Genomic DNA, 18,570 nt, shown 5'->3' with positions numbered 1-18,570 from the left:
CCGCCCGCCCCCCGCAACCGCTCGCCTCACGCGGTTGAGGTGTCAATTCGGTTCTTTGAAAGTTGCGGATGGTTCAAGAAACGATTGATCAGCGGAAGGAGCAGGCTGACAGCTGCAAAAACATAGACAGCAGCGGCTGCAATCTGCAAAACACGCGGCAAGACAGCAACTTCCGACCCCATAGGGAGACTGGACAGGGTCAGGCCGAAAAGCGTGACGTAGGTAACAAAGCCGGGCAAATAAACCGGCCCCCACCGATCGGTCGCGATAAAGCAGGTAGACAGGAAAAGCGACGTTGCCGCGGTCACCGCCACGAGCAACAAAAACTCGCCATGCAGGTGGAACAGAAATGCCGAAACCGTCGCTAGTACGCCACCCAGCAGGTTTCCCAGTCCAAACGCCACCGCATATTGCCGCAACTGAGCGACGCCAGGCTGGCGCAGTAAGGTGGCGGTCGTCATCAGAACAACGATTGCCGGAACACCGTCCGATGTCAGGGAAAGATGCAATGGCAGCATTATGATCGTCGCCAGCACCGCGCGGGCAATAGGCGGAATTCGCGCAGCCTCTTCAGCGGCAAGCGATGGAGCCGGAGCGGTATAGTCCGGCGGATTCGGAAAAACGGCGTGAGCGAAAAACATCAGAGCGATGCCCCCAAGCACCGCAAGCACAAGCTCGCTGACCAGGCCGAGCGCCAGCCCGGTTGAAGCTGTTGCCAGTGAGGACACGATCACAATGATCGTCACCGCCAACGATCCGGCCGAGCGGAAGCGCGGGATGAAGCACAGGGCAAAACCCCAGAGATAGAGCAGCAGCATCCCGATTACATAGACGCCTGGAATCGAAAGGGTCAGAGTTGCGACCCCGTAGACCAGAATGGCCGTTCCACACGCGACCACAAGCAGAAGTGCGACGGCTCCAATCGTCGGAACGAACGGAGAGGCCGCAAGCAATTGTAATGCAACCATTGGCGCCAGGAACGGCAAGGCCGCATCCCTGAGGACTTCAACAGACAGTCCGATCGTGACCGCAACAGCCAGCCTCAGACCCTGGCGAACATGTGCCCTGCCGACATCAGGAGACATAGGTCAGCCACGATATCAGTCTGATCCGAAGCCAGCCGATCATATTCATGAAAGCATTGTCGCTTGCATATATGATCACCGCTGCGCGAGATCCGTAACGCACGCCCTCCGGGACATGCCCATCCTCGAAAACAAGCTGGACCGGATACCGCTGCGGATCGCTCAGCCAACCGCTTACAGGTTGCGATTTTGGCAGTCCGGTCCCCTGGTCAACATTGCTATTGCCGACGCCCCAGCCGACGCTTTGCAATTTGGCCCGGAAGATTTCTCCCGGACGTGTATCCAGGACGACCTCTGCCTCTTGTCCCTGAGCCAGAACACCGAGGCTGTTTTCACGCAAGAACGCCTGCAACCAGACGGCTTCGACGCCAATAAACGTCATCACCTGCCGGCCAGCCAACACCGCCTGCCCTGCTGTCAGCTGCAGGTTCGTTACAACTCCGCGACCTGGCGCCACGATTTCTGTTCGAGACAACTCATACCGGGCTGTTTCAAGCGCTGATAACGCTTCCTGAATTTGGGGGTTGGTTTCCCCCTCCGGCCCAAGCTCGCGCCGTGCCCGGGAAAGATCGGCCTCCGCGCTCTGCACCGCGGCATTCGCTTCTTCGATGGCGGCAACAGCGCTGTCCCGCCTTGCCTGTGCGTAGATCCCGCGCTGGACGAGTTCCAATACGCGTTCGCTCTGGGCCCGCGTATTGACGGCTGTGGCGCGCACCTCTTCAAGACGGGCAGCAGCGGCTTCGACCGATGCAGTCGAAGCTCCGACGCTTTGTCCTGCCAAGGCGAGACGTGCCTCCGCCTGGCGTACCGCAATCCGAAAAGGCGTCGGGTCAATCTGCATCAGCAGATCGCCCTCGTCGACAACCTGATTTTCGCTGACAGCCACATTGGCAACATGGCCATTCACCTCAGGCGCCACCCGAAGAATAAAGCCCTGCACCTGAGCATCGCCGGCAAAAGGAGTGGTGCGATCGGCAGCAACAAAGTAGACAAAAAGAACAATTGCGATTCCGATCGCAAGAAGCGTGAGACGCCTTAACCCCGCGAGACCGGAACGCGCCTTTTCCACCTCATCATCGTCGGCACCGTCAGCCATTTCGCATTCTCATGTGTCCGTGTTCGAAAAGCAGAGGTGCCGCCACTATCGGTCCAACCAACAATACCTGCGAAACCCGGCACCCCGTTATTGATGAGGCATGGGTCCAGCCTTGTACTTGAAGGCGGTCCAAGTCCTAACGTTTGTCGCTTGGAACGTCTAGACAAGGCAAGAACCCGTTGCTTGCCGCCGATGCTTATCTTTCCCGGAAAAATGCCAATGACCAACACTTTACACTCAAAGAGCAGAAGTTCTTGACTGATACCCGAAACCGCGGCACTGATACGGTCCTCTCCGGGCTCCGTAAAGATACTTTATGTCGGTATATCAATAACTTATTTCAATTAGCTGAGTTTCCAGATTCCCCAGCCAAACTGTATGCTCAGGAGAAATCGCGGTTCCAAAAGCCTGCTCCTTTGCCGCAGCTGCCGTCGTTTCAGTCAAAAGATCAAAAGTTGCCTGAAGTTCGCCTTGGTCTCTCCCCGGTACCAATCACAGTTCGACAATAACAAATTCAGAAGTCGTTTCTTCTCGTGCGGTGTCTGACGAGCGAATAACTGGCTTGCGTTGCGGGCAAGTTCCAGCAGTTGCACACCGTCTTCCATGAAGATTTCTTCCGCCTGCGAAGGGCGATCTGCTCCAACGACCTTGCGTATTTTTGAGTACGACTGCTTTTGATCGTGCCCACGATGCCGATCAAGGTCGCATGGCGCGGAACCGGTGAACACGCTATCCTGGCTACGGGCAACCGTTGGGAGGACGCGATGCTTGATCTCGAACATGTCGATGAAATCGACCGTGTGCTGCGTGGGGTGGAAACCGGGCGCGACAGTCTGGTCGCGGAGAGCTGGCGGCGTTGCGTTCAGACCTATGGCATGGATCCCTCGCGACCGGACCCGGCTCATGTCGTTACGGAGTCCGAGCTGCGCGAGCACCGCGAGCAGTCGGAACGGCTCATCGCCACGGCACGCTCGGGCCTCCAGACCCTTTTCCAACAGGTCGCGGGACAGAACTATGTCCTGCTCCTTGCCGATGCAAAGGGGGTTTGCGTCGATTTTTTCGGCGATCCGCGCTTCGAGGACCAATTGCGCCAGGCCGGACTCTACCTCGGCTCGAACTGGACCGAGGACCTGGCGGGCACCAGCGGTGTCGGGTCCTGCATCGTCACCGGCAAAGCTGTCACCATCCATCAGAGCGACCACTTCGGGCTTGCGCATACACCGCTGTCCTGCACCGCGGCCCCGATCTTCGATACCAAGGGCGAGTTTTCCGCGGTGCTCGACATCTCGCTCTTGCGCTCGCCTTCGCCGAAATCCTCGCAGAACCTCGCCATGGGGTTGGTGACCGCCTCGGCGCGGCGGGTCGAGATGGCCAACCTGATGGCGATGACCCGGCGGGAATGGGTGCTGCGCTTCTCGACCAGTCCCGAGTTCCTGGAGGTCGATCCCGAAGCCGCCGTTGCGCTCGACGGGTCCGGCCGGATTGTCGGCATGACATCGGGGGCGCGAAGAGCCCTGGACCCCGAGGTCGGCGGCAACCTTATCGATACGCGGATCGACGACTGGCTGGAGTTGTCGATAGACGACCTGCCGGACCTCATGCGCGGACGGCCCGCCGAAGAGCGGGTGTTGCGGCTGAAGGACGGGCGCCGCCTGTTCGGCCATGCCATCGCACCTCAGACGCCACAGATGATCTCTGCACTCAGGCAGCGGGAAACGGCCCTGCCCGGAGCGCTGGGAAGCCTCGCCGGGGCAGATCCGGTGCTGGGACGTCTTCTGGAACAGGCGGCACGTCTGGCGCCGACACAGGTGCCGTTGCTGATCACGGGCGAGACCGGTACCGGCAAGGAGCGACTGGCCCGCGCCATTCATGTGACCGGCCCCAAGGACCGCGGCTTTCACGCCATCCGCTGTACCGGGCCGGGTGCGGTCGGGTCTCTTGCCGATGCGGCGCCCGGCACGTTGTTCCTGCGTGGAATCGAAGACTTGTCGCCGGACGGGCAAGCCGCCCTGCTGACGCTGCTGGATAAGCGGCCCGATCTTCGCGTCGTGGCGTCCTGCCGCTGTGCCGCCTCTAAGTTGTCGAGCATTCTCCGCGACGACCTGTTTTATCGTGTCGCGGGCGCCACTCTGGCGTTGCCGCCGCTGCGCCACCGGTCCGATCTGGACTGGCTGATCGACCGCCTGCTGCGCTGGCGGTCCTCAGTCGATTTGCACCTGTCCCCTGCAGCTCGGGCCGAGCTGAAATCGCGCAGTTGGCCCGGGAACATCCGGGAACTGGAACAACTACTGGATGTCGCCGTTGCCATGTCCGAAGGATCGGTCGTCGACCTGCCGGATCTGCCCGCTGCGCCGACGACGGCCAAGCCGGAACGCGAAGACAGCGGCGATTTGGAAGCGTTGCTTGCGGCCTGCGGCTGGAACATGGCGCAGGCCGCACGGCGGCTGGGCGTCAACCGGTCGACCGTGCTGCGGCGCCTTCGCAAGGCGGGCCTGATGCCACCAGCCTGATGCAACATGGCCGTTGCGTAGCGTTGCGTGCGCAACGGCCGCGCCGGGACCATCCGTATTTGCCCCGTATCGGGGCCGGATGCCGTTGCCTGAGGGAGCTCCCCCCTCGATAGTCTTGGTGCTGTTGGAGGACAGGTACCAAAAACGAAAGGGAGGAGCACATGCTCGATACAACTGTTGCCGGCCGGACTCAGGCTTTTTTGGACGGTTTCGGCGCCGCGCTGGCCGCGAATGACATCGCCAAGGCGCGGGACATGTTTCTGGACGATTGCTATTGGCGCGACCTTGTGACGTTCACCTGGAACGTCAAGACGGTGGAGGGCAAAGACCAGGTCGAGGACATGCTGAAGCACCAGCTTGCCACGATCAAGCCCGATAACTGGCTCCTGGCCGAGGGTGAAATACCCACCGAGGAAGATGGCGTCACCACCGCCTGGATCCAGTTCGAGACCGAAGCGGCGCGGGGCTACGGCCTCATGCGCCTGAAGGACGGCAAGATCTGGACGCTGCTGACTACGATGGTCGAGCTGAAGGGATACGAGGAGCAGGCGGGCTTCAATCGCCCGCTCGGAGCCAAACACGGAGCGGGCAAGAACCGCGAGACCTGGAAGGAAGAACGTGAACGCGAGGCTGCCGAACTCGGTTACAAGACCCAGCCTTACTGTCTGATCATTGGCGGCGGTCAGGGCGGCATCGCGCTCGGCGCCCGCCTGCGCCAACTCGGGGTACCGACAATCATCGTCGAGCGCAACGACCGGCCTGGAGACAGTTGGCGCAAGCGCTACAAGTCGCTCTGCCTGCACGACCCGGTCTGGTACGATCATCTGCCCTACATCAAGTTCCCCGAGAACTGGCCGGTATTCGCCCCCAAGGACAAGATCGGCGACTGGCTGGAAATGTATACCAAGGTGATGGAGCTGAACTACTGGAGCCGCACCACCGCCAAGTCCGCCAGCTTCGATGTGAAGACGGGGGAATGGACCGTTGTGGTGGATCGCGACGGCGAAGAGGTCGTGCTGCATCCCAGGCAACTTGTCATGGCGACCGGCATGTCCGGCAAAAAACGGATGCCCGCTTTCCCCGGCATGGACAAGTTCAAGGGCGTGCAGCAGCATTCGTCGGAACACGAAGGACCGGACAAGTGGACCGGCAAGAAGGTGGTCGTCGTCGGTTCCAACAACTCGGCCCACGACATCTGCGCCGCACTTTGGGAACACGATGCGGACGTGACCATGGTGCAGCGGTCTTCCACACACATCGTGCGGTCGGACACGCTGATGGAAATCGGCCTCGGTGCGCTCTACTCGGAAGAAGCGGTCCGCAACGGTGTGACCACCGAAAAGGCCGATCTGATTTTCGCCTCGCTGCCCTACCGGATCCTGCACGAGTTCCAGATCCCGGCCTATGCGCAAATGAAGGAACGCGATGCCGCGTTCTACGAGGGTTTGGAAAAGGCCGGTTTCTGGCTCGATTGGGGGGACGACGGGTCCGGCCTGTTCATGAAATACCTGCGCCGCGGCTCGGGCTATTATATCGACGTGGGCGCGAGCCAACTCATCATCGACGGCAAGATCAAGCTCAAGCGCGGTCAGGTCGTATCGCTCGACGAAACCGGGGTCAATCTTGACGACGGCAGTCATCTCGACGCCGATCTCGTCGTCTACGCCACCGGCTACAACTCGATGAATGGCTGGGTGGCAGACCTGATGGGCCAGGAGATGGCGGACACCCTCGGCAAATGCTGGGGCCTGGGTTCCGATACCACCAAGGATCCCGGTCCCTGGGAAGGCGAACAGCGCAACATGTGGAAGCCGACGCAGGTGCCGAACCTGTGGATGCACGGCGGCAACCTGCACCAGTCGCGCCACTACTCGCAGTTTTTGTCGCTGCAGATCAAGGCACGGATGGAGGGGATCCCGACACCGGTCTATGGACTACAGGAGGTCCACCACCTGAGTTGATCAATCGTTTTGCGGTCAAACTTTGAGGTCGGGCACGCAGCTTCACTACCTCCGGTGAACCAGCGTGCCCGGCCCTTTGATGCGGCTGGGCGCCCCGGGGTCAGGATTCAAAGGAGGGCTTCGCGTATGTCGCACTTGATCGCCTGAACAGGAAGTGGACGTTTGCGGCGCTTGGGAAACAATATCGGCTCAACACAGGAGACAGGCACTCCTAGGGGCACGACCCATTGCAGGCTCTGTAAAGGAGACTGATCTTGAGCGACCTTTATTGGCTGACAGTCGAGCAAATGGCGCGGCTTGCGCCGTATTTTCCCAAGAGCCACGGCAAGCCACGCGTAGATGACAGGCGCGTCCTGAGCGGGATCGTCTTCGTCAACCGTAACGGCTTGCACTGGCGGAATGCGCCACAGGAATACGGGCCACACAAGACACTCTACAACAGGTGGAAAAGGTGGAGCGAGATGGGAGTATTTGGACGAATGATGGAGAGGCTTGCCGCCGAAAACGCCGATCCGAAGACTGTCATGATCGATGCGACCTATTTGAAAGCGCACCGCACAGCCTCGAGCCTGCGGGTAAAAAAGGGGGCCTTGGGCGACTGGTCGGACGCACGAAAGGGGGCTTGAACACAAAGTTGCACGCCTTGACCGATGCCAATGGCCGCCCGCTCAGTTTCTTCATGACCGCCGGTCAGATCAGCGACTATACGAGTGCTGCGGCCCTGCTCGATGAACTGCCAAAAGCTCAGTGGATGCTCGCTGACCGCGGATATAACGCGGACCGTTTCAGGGATGCATTGCAACAAAAGGGCATCAAGCCATGCATTCCCGGCCGAAAATCTCGGTCCAAAACGATAATATACGACAAGCGAAGATACAGGTGTCGCAACCGCATTGAGGTCATGTTTGGTCGGCTCAAGGACTGGCGTCGTGTCGCCACGTGATATGACCGATCACCAGCCGTCTTTTTCTCCGCCATTGCTCTGGCTGCAACCGTCATCTTCTGGCTGTGATTAACGAGTCCTGACCCTATTTATATCACCTTGGAAACCGAATGCTTTCCTGCTGAATTGCGTCCAAACATCTGCTTACGGAAATAATTTCCGGTCTCTTGGCCGATACCCGAAACCACGGCATGGATAAGTGTTTCACTGGGCATCCTGCACGGTATTTTATGACTTAGTATCAATAACTTGTTTCATTTGGCTGAGGTTCCAGAACCACGAGCCAACTCTTCCATTATTGATTGATGTGAATAAAGAAACACCGTCATCGCATAGCTGCATGACGAAGGCGGGGCAGATGCTGAAGGCGGTAGCCACCAAACGGGCAGTAAAGGGGGACGTCGCCTTTCCCGAATCCGCGATCGCACTGGCCAGCGCGTCGGTTTCCCGGACGAAGGCAATCCGACACGAAACGATCGCGGCCGCTCCGAGGAGCGGCCGGATTCACTACCAACTGTTTGGAACCAAGAAACTCTCTCAGCGTCCCTCGCGGCAGGTCAATGCCAGGGGGCCCAGATTGTCGAGGACAGGAGAGCGTGCGCCTCTCCGGTATTGCGGATAGTCGATCTCGCCGTCCCGGAAGCTCTTGAGCAATTGCCCCAGGTTAAGGTGCCCCTTATTCCGCACCCTGCGCACACGTTCCAGGTCGAGATCCACGGGCATGAATTCCCCGGCGCGGTCGGCCTGATGGAGAATGTCGCCTTCGGGGCCAAGCAGAATGGATTTGCCATAGCCAAGGTCGCCGCCGCAATTGACGTCCAGGAAATAGCACTGGTTCGTGATCGCACTCGCCCGCGCGATAGCCAATTCCGAATCCCGGTCGATCGTGTTGGTCAGGGTCGGATGCAGGATGACCTCCGCGCCGAGCCATGCCAGTGCCCGGGTCGTCTCCGGGAACCACATGTCATAGCAGATGGAGACGCCGAAACGACCGACGTCGGGCACGTCGAAAACGAGGAACTCCTGTCCAGAGGATATGCCCTGCTCATAGGGAGCGAACGGATACATCTTCCTGTAACGGCCAACCACTTCGCCCTGCGGGTTGATGACGCTCGCCGTATTATAGATGTCCCTGCCGGACAGCTCATACATTGAACCCGGCAAGAGCCAGATGGCGTATTTCGCGGCAAGCGCGCAGAAGTGCGCCTCCGCTGAGCCAGGCATAACCTGTGCATTATCGCTATTCGGGCCGAAAGCCGCCAGCTCCGGGAACATGACCATTTCAACCCACGGATAGCGCCGCATGACCTTGCCGAGGTCACGGGTCATAGCTTCCACATTGTCGCCAAGGCCATAATCGGTCTGAATACAGGCGATAGAAAATACGGTCATCTTTCTGGTTCCCCAAGAGGATGGAAACAACGCGTTTTGCGTGCATTGCCTTCAGTTAAATCGGGTTCGGAGGCCGAGCAGTCGCTACGGACGTCTGGACAGCGGGATGCAAAGGCACAACCGGCCGGCAGGGCGAGCGGGCTCGGGATATCCCCCTCCAGCGCACGGAGAACCGGTCGGCCCAATCCGCTGACGCGCGGAATGGCTCCAATCAGGGCGGCGGTATAGGGATGGGACGGAACACGGAAGACCTCTTCAACCGGACCGTCTTCCACAATCTGGCCCATGTACATGACAAGAATGTCGTCCGCCATATGCTCGACCACCGCGAGATCGTGGGTGATGAGGAGGTATGTCAGGCCAAGACGGGACTGCAGATCCGAAAGCAGGTTCAGGATCTGCGCCTGCACGGACACATCGAGGGCCGAAGTCGGCTCGTCAAGAAGAAGGAGCTTCGGTTCCAGAGCCAATGCGCGGGCAATGGCGATGCGCTGCCGCTGCCCGCCTGAAAATTCGTGCGGAAAGCGGCTTGCATGTTCCGCGACAAGGCCCACGGCTCCGAGCAACTCCCCGACCCGATGGCGGATATCCGCACCGTTCCAGCCCGCGGCCCGCATCGGTTCGGCAATGATATCACGCACACGCATGCGCGGATCCAAAGACGAATAGGGATTCTGGAAGACGACGCCGACTTCGCTCCTGAATGCCCTGAGATCGATGCCGCTGGCGCGGTCGACCGGGCGCCCCTGATAGGCGACCGTACCTTCGTCCGCAGACAGCAGACCGAGCAGCATTCTTAGTACCGTGGTCTTGCCACACCCGCTTTCGCCGACGATAGCCGTGGTCCGGCCTGTCCGGATCGTGAAGTCGACCCCACGAATGGCTTGCACGACACCGTGACGCGTCTCGAATGACTTCTTGAGTCCGTCCGCTTTCAAGAGAGTGTCCATGTCAGCCCCCGCTCATGCCGACATCCGGCGTGGCAAGAGGATGGTGGCAAGCCGTTCTAACCAAGTCGTGGGTCTCCATCTCGGGACGGACCGACGCACATCGTGAGTCGGCACGGTCGCAACGAGGGTGGAACCGGCACCCTGGAGGCGGCGCGGCCAGATCAGGAACCTTGCCCGGCATTGTTTCCAGCTTCCCCTTCCGCGTCAGAAGACCTTCGACCGATTGCAGTAACCGGCGGGTGTAGGGGTGGCGCGGCGCGCGGAAAACTTCTTCGGCTGGACCGGTTTCAACCACACTTCCCGCATACATGACGGCCACCCTGTCGCAGACGGCGGAAACAAGTCCAAGGTCGTGACTGATGAACAGGACGGACAGGCCCTCCTCCTCGACCAGGCGACGCAGAAGCAGAACGATCTGTGCCTGGATGGTGACATCGAGCGCGGTCGTTGGCTCATCGGCGATCAGCACTCGCGGATTGCAGGCAAGGCCGATCGCGATCATCACCCGCTGCATCTGCCCGCCTGAAAGCTGATGAGGCCATTTCGAGAACTGAAGCTCCGGGTCGGGCAATCCAACCCGCGCTAGTGTGGAAAGCGCGATCTGCCTGATATCTCTATCCCGCCCGTCCCGGTGCAGCCGGACAATGTCCGTCATCTGCCGGCCAATGGTGAAGAAAGGGCTGAGCGCCGTCATGGGATTCTGGAAAATCATGGCGACCTTGCTTCCGCGCATGCGCCGAAGCTGCTTCTCGTCCAGAGACGCAAGGGCCTGTCCGGCAACGCGGATATCGCCACTCACCTCGCCAGGCGGCGGCACGAGCCCTATCGCAGCCAGGGCCGTGATCGACTTGCCGGAGCCGCTTTCACCGACGACGCCCAGCATTTCCCCTTCGTTGAGTTCGAGCGAACAACCCGAGACGGCTTCGACCGTTCGGCCAAGCATTGGGAAGCGAACGTTCAGATCGCGCAAAGAGAGGATCGGCTCGCTCATATCTGCCTCCGCTTCGGATCCAGAAGGTCGCGCAAACCGTCGCCGACGAGGTTGATCGCCAGTACAGCCAGGAAAACGGCAAGTCCCGGAAAGGCGGCTGTCCACCAGAAATCGAGAAATTTGGATCGCGATAGCGAGACCATCAATCCCCACTCTATTGTTGGCGGCTTGGCACCGACGCCGATAAAGCTGAGGGAAGCGGTGGCAAGGATGGCGTATCCGAAATCCAACGACGCCTGCACGAGCACCGGAGTTGTGGCATTGGGTAAGGCATGACGCAGCATGATGACGCTATCGCGAACACCCATTGCTCGGGCCGCATCGATGTAAAGCTCGCCGCGTACGGTCATAACGCTTGCCCTGACGATGCGCGCGTACCACGGGAACCATGAGATAGCGACAGCAAGCATGGCGTTGAAAAGGCTCGGCCCCATGGCTGCCACCAAGGCGATCGGCAGCAGGAGTGGCGGAAAGGCGAGAAAGACGTCACATATGCGCATAATCAGAGCGTCGAGCCTCCCGCCGTAGTAGCCGGCCACTACTCCCGCGGGAAGACCCAGCAGAAGCGAAATGGCAACCACTGCAAGTCCGATGGAAAGCGATGTGCGCCCGCCGTAGATGACGCGACTTAAAATATCCCGCCCGAGATCGTCCGTGCCGAAGGGATGTGCGACTTCGGGAGCGACAAGCTTCGACGAGAAATCTATGGCGGAGGGGTCATATGGTGCGACCCATGGCGCGAAAATCGCTGCAAGCGCCATCACCACGATAACAACAAGGCCTATCGCAAAGGGTGGATTGCGTTTTACGAAATGGGCGACCCGCATCCGTTTCGTTGGTTCTGCCAAGGATTTGCTTTCCAGGATATCGCTCATGACCTGGACATCCTCGGATCGACGGCAAAATAGAGAAGATCAACGGCCAGGTTCACCAACAGATATGAGCTGGCGAGGAACATGGTGACGCCGATCACTGCCGGGAAGTCATTGTTGATGATGGCCTTGACTGCAAATCCGCCAAGTCCCGGCCAATCGAAGATGTATTCCACCACGACCGAGCCACCGAGCAATAGGCCGAAGGTGAGCCCAATCACCGTCAACATGGGAACCAGCGCGGTCTTCAAGGCGTAACGGTACTGGATGCGCCGGGGGGCTACTCCATAGGCCTGAAGCGTTCGGATATGATCTTCCGCAAGCGCCTCGATCATGGTTCCGCGGGCAATCCTTGTGACCGTTGCCAGCGAGGCAATGGTGATCGTCGCGGTCGGCAGGACGAGATGGGCCAATGCGCTCTTGAAAGCCGTAGTATTGCCGGCGAGTAGCGTGTCGATGAGATAGAAGCCCGTTACATGCCGGAACGGATGATCCAACAGGATTTCCGACCCGATCCGCCCCTGCAGGGGAAGGATTCCGAGGCTGCCGTAGAAAACCATCTGCAAGATCATGCCGGTGAAGAAAATCGGCAGGGCGACACCCGCAATGGCGCTGCTTCTGGCGGCATGATCAATGACGCTGTCCTGCTTGACGGCGGAGAGAACGCCGAGTGGCAGACCGATCAGTATCGAAAGCCCCATGGCAAGAAACACGAGTTCGAACGTCGCGGGCAGTCGCGTAGCCAGCTCTTCCGTCACAGGGCGCGACGTCAACAGGCTGGTGCCGAGATCGCCGTGAAGTATGTCGTTCAGGTAGATTAAGAACTGCTCCGGCATTGAACGATCGAGACCCAGCGCCTTGCGGGCCAACTCGATCTGTTCCTGCGTCGGCTTCGGACCGAGCATCATCTCAACCGGCGACCCCGGCAGAACCCGTTCGATCACGAAAGTGAGGGTGAGGACCCCGAAAAGGATCCCCACCAACATTCCGATGCGACCTACAGCGTAACGGATCATGAATGCCATCTCAGTCGGCGGCGCGAGAAAGCTGCTTGAAAAAGACCGCATTGTAGGCCGGATTTGCGACAAATCCCCTGATGTTCGCGCTGGATGCTATCCGCGTGCGAATGTCGGCGTAGAAGATCGCGGGTGCATCGTTCATCAGGATCTCCTGCGCTTTATAATACTTCTGGAGAGCCTTTTCCGGTGCGTAGCCTTCCAGGGCGGCCGCCTCGTCCACGGTCTTGTCGAAGTCCGGATTGGAGTAGTGCGACAGGTTGAAGAGCGCCTTATCCTCAGACCGGAATAGGCCGATCAGCCAGTCGCTCGGCGTCGGGTAGGTCGGCCACCAGGTCATGGATTGCAGGTTTGGAGCGGTTTCGAGGTTCTTGGCGCGGTCCCAGATGGTTCCCCAAGGCCCTGGAAGCAGTTCGACATCGACCCCCGCCTTGGCAGCGTTGGCCTGGAACAGAAGCGCGGCGTTCTTATACTCCTCGGAGGTCCCGATATAGGCGATTGTTACCTTGCGGTCAGCCTCCGGCACCCCCGATTCCTCGATCAGCTTTTTGGCAAGTTCAATATCGAACTTGGGCGTTTCGATCGAAGGATTGTGCCCCCACATCGTGCTAGGCAGCGGACCGGTCGCGACGCTTGCCGATCCTGCATATACGCCATCCACGACCGACCTGTAGTCCCACAGATGCGTCAGTGCCTGCCGGAATTTCAGGTTGTCTGTCGGAGCCTTTTTGACGTTGATCAGGAACTGGGAGTTCTTCCAGGAATCGGCCAACCCTACCGAAATCTTCGGATCCTTAGAGAGGGCATTCATCGCATCTGCCGGAACCAGGGAGACGTAATCGGCCTCGCCGCTCTTCAGCATCTGTATCTGCGTCGCGCTTTCCTTGACGACCTTCAGGATGACGCGGTCGAAGTCACCGGCCTTCCAGCCGCCCCAATAATTATCAGCCTTTTCAAGTACGACGTGCTGGTCCTTTTCCCACTGGCGGACCTTGTAGGGACCCGTTCCGGCGTCATGACCTTCATTGAACCAGACGGTTCCCTCTTCGCCCATTGCGATCGCCTTGGGGGAAATCATGTAGGCGCCGTACTGCGAGGAAGCGATCCTGTCGATCGGCGCGGGATCCTTGGTCGTGATCTTCAGCGTGTATTTGTCCGCCGCCTCGATCTTGGAAACCGGCGACCAGATATAATAAGCGCCCTGCTTCATGTTCATGGTGCGCTCGATGGAAGCCTTTGCAGCCTCCGCGTCGAAGTCGGAGCCGTCATGGAACTTCACGCCTTGGCGAAGATGGAAGGTCCACGTCAAGCCATCATCGCTAGCTTCCCAGCTTTCAGCCAGACCGGGTCGCAGCGGTTTGTCGGAACCAGGCGGATTGAACCACACCAAAGGTTCATAGACGTTCGCCAACATGATCACTTCCAGCGAAAAGGCGATCGAAGGATCCCAGTCCTTGATGTCGCCATAAGCCGCATAGGTCAGGGTGTTGTTGGCTTCCGCCTTGACCGCCTGCGGGACCGCAGCGCCAAACAGGACCGCCGACGTGATCATCGCTGCGGTGAACAATCGGCGGCTCATCGAACGTTTCAACATGAACAGACCTCCCGTCTGAGTGTTAGTCGCATCGGACTGAATGCCCGGCCTCGCTACGGCGTTTCTTATGCGACCGCCGGTCATTCGCAAAAACAATGCCAATCAACAAATAAATCTATCATGTTGATATTATTATCTTATTTCTGAGGCGCTTCACTTCTCGAAATTCACATTTGAATATTTCCGAGAAATTTATTCAGATTTGGATAGACTCGCCCGATGTTTTTTCAGCAAACGAACAACGCTCGGCTGGGAAACACCCAATCGTGCCGCCAGATCGACCTGACGGCTGCATTTTGCGGCGGCAGAGCGTACAAAATCGCCTTCAAAATTCTCGAGGGCATCCTTCAAGCTTCCGCCGTATCCGTCTGCCATTCCGGTCAACGCCTGAAGTTCGGCCGGAAGATCGCCCTGATCGATGGACATGCCTTCGCTGAGCACAAAGCTGCGTTCCAGGATGTTGAAAAGCTCCCGCACGTTGCCCGAAAAATCATACTTGTGAAGCAGGTTGAGGGCGTGCCGCGATATTGTTTTGGATACGCCGTGCTTTTTTGACAGGTCGGCGAGATAGCTATGAACCAGGGGTGCTATGTCGTCGCGGCGCTCTTTAAGCGGAGGGATGGCGAGCGGCACGACATTGAGACGGAACCACAGATCCTCACGGAAAGTCCCTTCGCCAACCATCGCGGCAAGGTCGCGATTGGTCGCCGTAATCAGGCGGACATCGACCGAACGCACCTTCGTATCTCCGACCGGGATGAAACGCTGGGTATCGAGGAACGTAAGCAGCTTGACCTGAACTTCCGGCGGAAGTTCGCCAACTTCATCAAGAAAGAGCGTGCCGCCGTCTGCTGCCTGTAAAAGACCAGGCTTTCCTTCCTTGGCCGCCCCCGTAAAGGCGCCTCCGGCATAGCCGAACAGCTCTGCTTCGATCAGCGTCGGCGGAATGGCACCGGCGTTGAGCGACATGAAAGGCTTGCTCCTACGCGGCGATGCCTGGTGAATGAGTTTGGCGATCAGACTCTTCCCCGTTCCAGACGGGCCGGACAACAAGACGGCGCTATCAAAGCCCGCGACCTTCAGGGCGGTGTCCAGAACCCGCTCCATCGCCTCGCTGCTGACGACGACGCCTGACGGGCGAAGCTCCTTGATATTGAGCGCCAGCAGCTCTCTGTTGATCTTTTTGGTGAGTTCTTTGGTCTCGTTTAGCTCAGAGCGAAGCTCATTCAACTCGGTCAGATCGCGCTCGGTTCCAACGACATAGGCAATCTCGCCGGCCTCATCGAAGACGGGCACGCCGTTAACGAGCAAGGTCCGCCCCGACCGAACCTTCTGATTTATGACCACGGATTCCTTCCGCTTCATAACGAGCGAAGTGACATCATGGTCAAAATTACGATTTTCCCGCAACTCAGCCACACGGCGGCCCAGGACCTCCTCCCGGCGGATGTCGTTCAGCGCCTCGCACGCGCGATTGATCCAGATAAGCTTGGGCGTGTTATCGCAGACCCAGACCCCATCCGTCATGGCGTTGAGAATGCTTTCAATTTCCTTCGGAATAGCAAAACCGGCGTCCATGGCTCCCTCGATATTCATATCTGAATATATTCAGATCTAAATAAACCACCTTTCGGACGATCAGAGAACCCCATCCGCCTGGGTAACCCTGCCCCCCCCCAAATCGGATCTCGATTACCTGCGCCCTGCAACGCCGCCAATGATTCCGACAAAGGAACCATCGGCGACCGTAAGGCGGCGCGCGTTTTCGGATGTTGCCTAGTAGAATTGGAAAAGAAAAACCCGGATCGCGTAAAGCACATTCGGCTAGCACGGAGAGAGGTCAAAGCACTGAAATCATGCCGCCATTGGCATAGATGATTTTCCCAGAGACATAGTTCGATAAATCCGAGGCCAGATGGTTTGCCGTATCCGCCCGCGCCCGCGAGCAGAGCCGGCGTTCAGGGCTGTCCGGTCTTTAAGCTCGAAAATGCCAGTGAGATTGCATCTCCCAGATATCCGCCTGCTGCGAACCGCGTCATTCGAAAGAAGACGTGCTTAATTTTACTTTTGCCGGTTTTCCGCTGCCAGGCTTGACTACCCGGTTGCCCCCCACGGGTTTGACTTCGATCCCGCGCGCTCATTGCTAGCCCGGGTCGTTATCGGCCCACATTCCATGCCTGCGCTGCTCGTCTTCGATAATGGGCCGAATATCATCGGCCAGATGCCCGAGGTGCCAGTCGATTCCTGCTCGGACGGCTTCGACATCGTGCGCCTCGAGCGCGTCGAGTATGACCCTGTGCTCGCCAACCACCCGGGCCCTGTTCCGCTTCTGGCTGGCGGCAAGGAACCTCGCCCGCCACAAGCGCGCGAGATAAGCCCGGTGCGTTTCGGCAAGAGACGTGTTGTGCGAAGCCTTCGCAATCGCAGTGTGAAAGCCCATATCGATCTCGAACAGATCGAGCGGATCAGCCTGGTCGTAACAATCCGACATGCGCTGGTTGATCGCCCGAAGCTCCTCCAGATCTGTCTCTGTGGCATTCACGCAAGCCAGCTCGGCCGAGAGTTTCTCAAGTACCAGAAGCACGGCGACCTGATCGGAGATCTCCTTGAAGCTGGGCCGGGCGACGATGGGACTGCGCGACGGGCGCAGGATAACCAGTCCTTCTTTCGCCAACATCCGAATTGCCTCGCGCATCGGTGTCCGGCTGACGCCCAGCTCCGAGGCGTTGTCCCTCTCCTTTATAGGTGCGTCGGGCGGCAGCTTGCCACGAAGAATATCCCTGCGAAGACGCACGGCGATTTCATCTGCCAAGTTTGGTTCCGACATAAAAATACTCCGACGCGGCCAATATCCGGCCCAACCCAGCCCTTTTCAAACTGGGGGTAGATCTTCACTTCCGGGAGAGACGAAAGAATTCAAAATTTGGTATACCAAAATCCGTTGATTGTCGAGGCCGCTTTCGTTAGCTTGGTTTTGGGATTGGTATACCAAAGCGGAGCAGATAACCGCAGCCAGGACCATACCAACGGCCCTTTGAGGGCTGACTAGGGAGGAAAAGACATGCAATTTAAATCGATTATATCGTCAGTCGCGATCACTGCCCTGATGGCAATCCCGGCGGCGGCTCAGAGTACCCACCTCCGAATCCAGACGCACTACGGTCCGGAAACGATATCGGGAAAGAATGCAGCGCAGTTTATTGACGACGTTCAGGTAATGTCGAACGGCGAAATCACGATCGAGATGTTCTATTCGTCCTCGGTCGTCGCCTCGGTTGAAACCTTCGACGCTGCGGCCAACGGCATCCTTGAGTGTGACATGACCGGCGGCGCCTACCAGACCGGCAAAAACCCGGCTTTCCAGTTCGTCGGCGACATCATGGGCGGCTACGACACGCCCTATCAGCAACTTGGCTGGCTCTACAAGGGCGGCGGCTACGACGCTGCCCAGAAGCTGTACAATGAATATGGCATGCAGCTTGTCGGCTGGTGGGTCGTCGGTCAGGAGTCCTTTGCCTCCTCGAAGCCGATCGAAAATGTCGCGGACTTCAAGGACTGGAAATTCCGTTCTCCTCCGGGGATGGAAACCAAGATTTTCGAAAAACTCGGCGCCAAGCCGGTCGTGATGGACTTCACCGAAATCTTCACCGCGCTTGAGTCCGGCATCATCGATGGTGCCGACGCTTCGATCCTTGCCAACAACAAGGGCATGGGCCTCTATGACATCGTCAAGCACGCCACATATCCGGGCTTCCATTCGATGCCTTCGGATCATCTGGCCTGCAACAAGGACGTTTGGGACAACATGCCCGAGCATCACCGCCGCATCATCGACACGGCGATGCAGAAGCTCGCGCTCCAGCAGGCTCTGACGGCCGAATTCGAAAACAACAAGGCCGCCGCCGAACTGCGCGCAGCAGGCGTACAACTGCATGACCTCAACCCGGAATCCCGCGCGGCATTCCGTGCCGCTGCAGTATCCACCTGGCCGGAGTTCGCCACCACCGACGAAGCCAAGGCTCTGGTTGCAAGCCATACCGACTACCTGAAGTCTCAGGGCTGGATCGACTGATCACCCCACAGGCTTGAAGAAACACCGGCGGGTCCCAATCAGGGGCTCGCCGGCTTCTGCACCTTGCCGGATCAAGGTGCCATTCCGG

14 protein-coding genes and 1 pseudogene are annotated in these 18,570 nt (G+C 58.8%); 4 read left to right on the top strand and 11 right to left on the bottom strand.

From position 1 onward, the window contains the following. Positions 1-26 precede the first annotated feature (26 nt). The 3 genes from ACN0SO_RS02420 to ACN0SO_RS02410 form a co-directional block, all read right to left on the bottom strand. Positions 27-1,085 carry a hypothetical protein gene (locus ACN0SO_RS02420; RefSeq protein ID WP_417674150.1) on the bottom strand — a complete coding sequence of 353 codons (1,059 nt, stop codon included), beginning with the start codon at positions 1,083-1,085 and terminating at the stop codon, positions 27-29. Then, complete coding sequence (locus tag ACN0SO_RS02415) at positions 1,075-2,181, bottom strand: HlyD family secretion protein (RefSeq protein ID WP_417674148.1); 1,107 nt, start codon at positions 2,179-2,181, stop codon at positions 1,075-1,077. Before ACN0SO_RS02415 ends, ACN0SO_RS02420 begins: the two co-directional genes overlap by 11 nt. Before the next feature lie 440 nt (positions 2,182-2,621). Next, on the bottom strand, positions 2,622-2,963 hold the full coding sequence (locus ACN0SO_RS02410) for a hypothetical protein (RefSeq protein ID WP_417674146.1): 342 nt from the start codon (positions 2,961-2,963) through the stop codon (positions 2,622-2,624). On the opposite strand from ACN0SO_RS02410, the gene ACN0SO_RS02405 reads away from it, so the two are divergent. From ACN0SO_RS02405 to ACN0SO_RS02395, 3 genes and pseudogenes are all read left to right on the top strand, one after another. Continuing rightward, entirely contained in the window at positions 2,946-4,691 is a 1,746-nt protein-coding gene (locus ACN0SO_RS02405; protein ID WP_417674144.1) for a sigma-54-dependent Fis family transcriptional regulator, read from the top strand. The two genes, ACN0SO_RS02410 and ACN0SO_RS02405, sit on opposite strands and share 18 nt — an antisense overlap. A gap of 161 nt (positions 4,692-4,852) precedes the next feature. Beyond that, entirely contained in the window at positions 4,853-6,652 is a 1,800-nt protein-coding gene (locus ACN0SO_RS02400; RefSeq protein ID WP_417674142.1) for an NAD(P)-binding domain-containing protein, read from the top strand. Between the two features lie 254 nt (positions 6,653-6,906). Next, a pseudogene (locus ACN0SO_RS02395) lies at positions 6,907-7,664 on the top strand (IS5 family transposase). Positions 7,665-8,132: 468 nt separating this feature from the next. Here the strand turns inward: ACN0SO_RS02395 and ACN0SO_RS02390 are convergent. From ACN0SO_RS02390 to ACN0SO_RS02355, 8 genes are all read right to left on the bottom strand, one after another. Next, positions 8,133-8,987 (bottom strand): carbon-nitrogen hydrolase family protein, encoded by an 855-nt coding sequence (locus tag ACN0SO_RS02390; RefSeq protein ID WP_417674140.1) that lies wholly within the window; start codon positions 8,985-8,987, stop codon positions 8,133-8,135. Continuing rightward, positions 8,984-9,937 (bottom strand): oligopeptide/dipeptide ABC transporter ATP-binding protein, encoded by a 954-nt coding sequence (locus ACN0SO_RS02385; protein WP_417674138.1) that lies wholly within the window; start codon positions 9,935-9,937, stop codon positions 8,984-8,986. Before ACN0SO_RS02385 ends, ACN0SO_RS02390 begins: the two co-directional genes overlap by 4 nt. Position 9,938: 1 nt before the next feature. Continuing rightward, entirely contained in the window at positions 9,939-10,928 is a 990-nt protein-coding gene (locus ACN0SO_RS02380) for an ABC transporter ATP-binding protein (protein WP_417674136.1), read from the bottom strand. After that, complete coding sequence (locus ACN0SO_RS02375; RefSeq protein WP_417674134.1) at positions 10,925-11,803, bottom strand: ABC transporter permease; 879 nt, start codon at positions 11,801-11,803, stop codon at positions 10,925-10,927. The genes ACN0SO_RS02380 and ACN0SO_RS02375 overlap by 4 nt, the downstream gene beginning before the upstream one ends. Continuing rightward, entirely contained in the window at positions 11,800-12,816 is a 1,017-nt protein-coding gene (locus tag ACN0SO_RS02370) for an ABC transporter permease (RefSeq protein ID WP_417674132.1), read from the bottom strand. Before ACN0SO_RS02370 ends, ACN0SO_RS02375 begins: the two co-directional genes overlap by 4 nt. Before the next feature lie 10 nt (positions 12,817-12,826). Further along, a complete protein-coding gene (locus ACN0SO_RS02365) occupies positions 12,827-14,410 on the bottom strand; it encodes an ABC transporter substrate-binding protein (RefSeq protein WP_417674130.1) in 1,584 nt (527 codons plus the stop codon). A gap of 192 nt (positions 14,411-14,602) precedes the next feature. Then, positions 14,603-15,988, bottom strand: a complete 1,386-nt coding sequence (locus tag ACN0SO_RS02360) for a sigma-54 interaction domain-containing protein (RefSeq protein ID WP_417674128.1) — start codon at positions 15,986-15,988, stop codon at positions 14,603-14,605. A gap of 565 nt (positions 15,989-16,553) precedes the next feature. Beyond that, on the bottom strand, positions 16,554-17,237 hold the full coding sequence (locus tag ACN0SO_RS02355) for a GntR family transcriptional regulator (protein ID WP_417674126.1): 684 nt from the start codon (positions 17,235-17,237) through the stop codon (positions 16,554-16,556). A gap of 234 nt (positions 17,238-17,471) precedes the next feature. On the opposite strand from ACN0SO_RS02355, the gene ACN0SO_RS02350 reads away from it, so the two are divergent. Continuing rightward, positions 17,472-18,482, top strand: a complete 1,011-nt coding sequence (locus tag ACN0SO_RS02350; RefSeq protein ID WP_417674124.1) for a TRAP transporter substrate-binding protein — start codon at positions 17,472-17,474, stop codon at positions 18,480-18,482. Positions 18,483-18,570 lie beyond the last annotated feature (88 nt).

Source organism: Roseibium sp., from assembly GCF_048260565.1.
Lineage (GTDB): Bacteria > Pseudomonadota > Alphaproteobacteria > Rhizobiales > Stappiaceae > Roseibium.
The sequence above is the reverse complement of the archived record's forward strand: the minus strand, read 5'-3'. Positions and strand labels throughout refer to the sequence as shown.

Bases quoted from the DNA above. Each gene is read 5' to 3' on its own strand.
- ACN0SO_RS02415 (WP_417674148.1), bottom strand. From the start codon at position 2,181: ATGGCTGACGGTGCCGACGATGATGAGGTGGAAAAGGCGCGTTCCGGT.
- ACN0SO_RS02370 (WP_417674132.1), bottom strand. From the start codon at position 12,816: ATGATCCGTTACGCTGTAGGTCGCATCGGAATGTTGGTGGGGATCCTT.
- ACN0SO_RS02380 (WP_417674136.1), bottom strand. From the start codon at position 10,928: ATGAGCGAGCCGATCCTCTCTTTGCGCGATCTGAACGTTCGCTTCCCA.
- ACN0SO_RS02385 (WP_417674138.1), bottom strand. From the start codon at position 9,937: ATGGACACTCTCTTGAAAGCGGACGGACTCAAGAAGTCATTCGAGACG.
- ACN0SO_RS02420 (WP_417674150.1), bottom strand. From the start codon at position 1,085: ATGTCTCCTGATGTCGGCAGGGCACATGTTCGCCAGGGTCTGAGGCTG.
- ACN0SO_RS02375 (WP_417674134.1), bottom strand. From the start codon at position 11,803: ATGAGCGATATCCTGGAAAGCAAATCCTTGGCAGAACCAACGAAACGG.
- ACN0SO_RS02405 (WP_417674144.1), top strand. From the start codon at position 2,946: ATGCTTGATCTCGAACATGTCGATGAAATCGACCGTGTGCTGCGTGGG.
- ACN0SO_RS02400 (WP_417674142.1), top strand. From the start codon at position 4,853: ATGCTCGATACAACTGTTGCCGGCCGGACTCAGGCTTTTTTGGACGGT.
- ACN0SO_RS02410 (WP_417674146.1), bottom strand. From the start codon at position 2,963: ATGTTCGAGATCAAGCATCGCGTCCTCCCAACGGTTGCCCGTAGCCAG.
- ACN0SO_RS02350 (WP_417674124.1), top strand. From the start codon at position 17,472: ATGCAATTTAAATCGATTATATCGTCAGTCGCGATCACTGCCCTGATG.
- ACN0SO_RS02360 (WP_417674128.1), bottom strand. From the start codon at position 15,988: ATGGACGCCGGTTTTGCTATTCCGAAGGAAATTGAAAGCATTCTCAAC.
- ACN0SO_RS02355 (WP_417674126.1), bottom strand. From the start codon at position 17,237: ATGTCGGAACCAAACTTGGCAGATGAAATCGCCGTGCGTCTTCGCAGG.
- ACN0SO_RS02390 (WP_417674140.1), bottom strand. From the start codon at position 8,987: ATGACCGTATTTTCTATCGCCTGTATTCAGACCGATTATGGCCTTGGC.
- ACN0SO_RS02365 (WP_417674130.1), bottom strand. From the start codon at position 14,410: ATGTTGAAACGTTCGATGAGCCGCCGATTGTTCACCGCAGCGATGATC.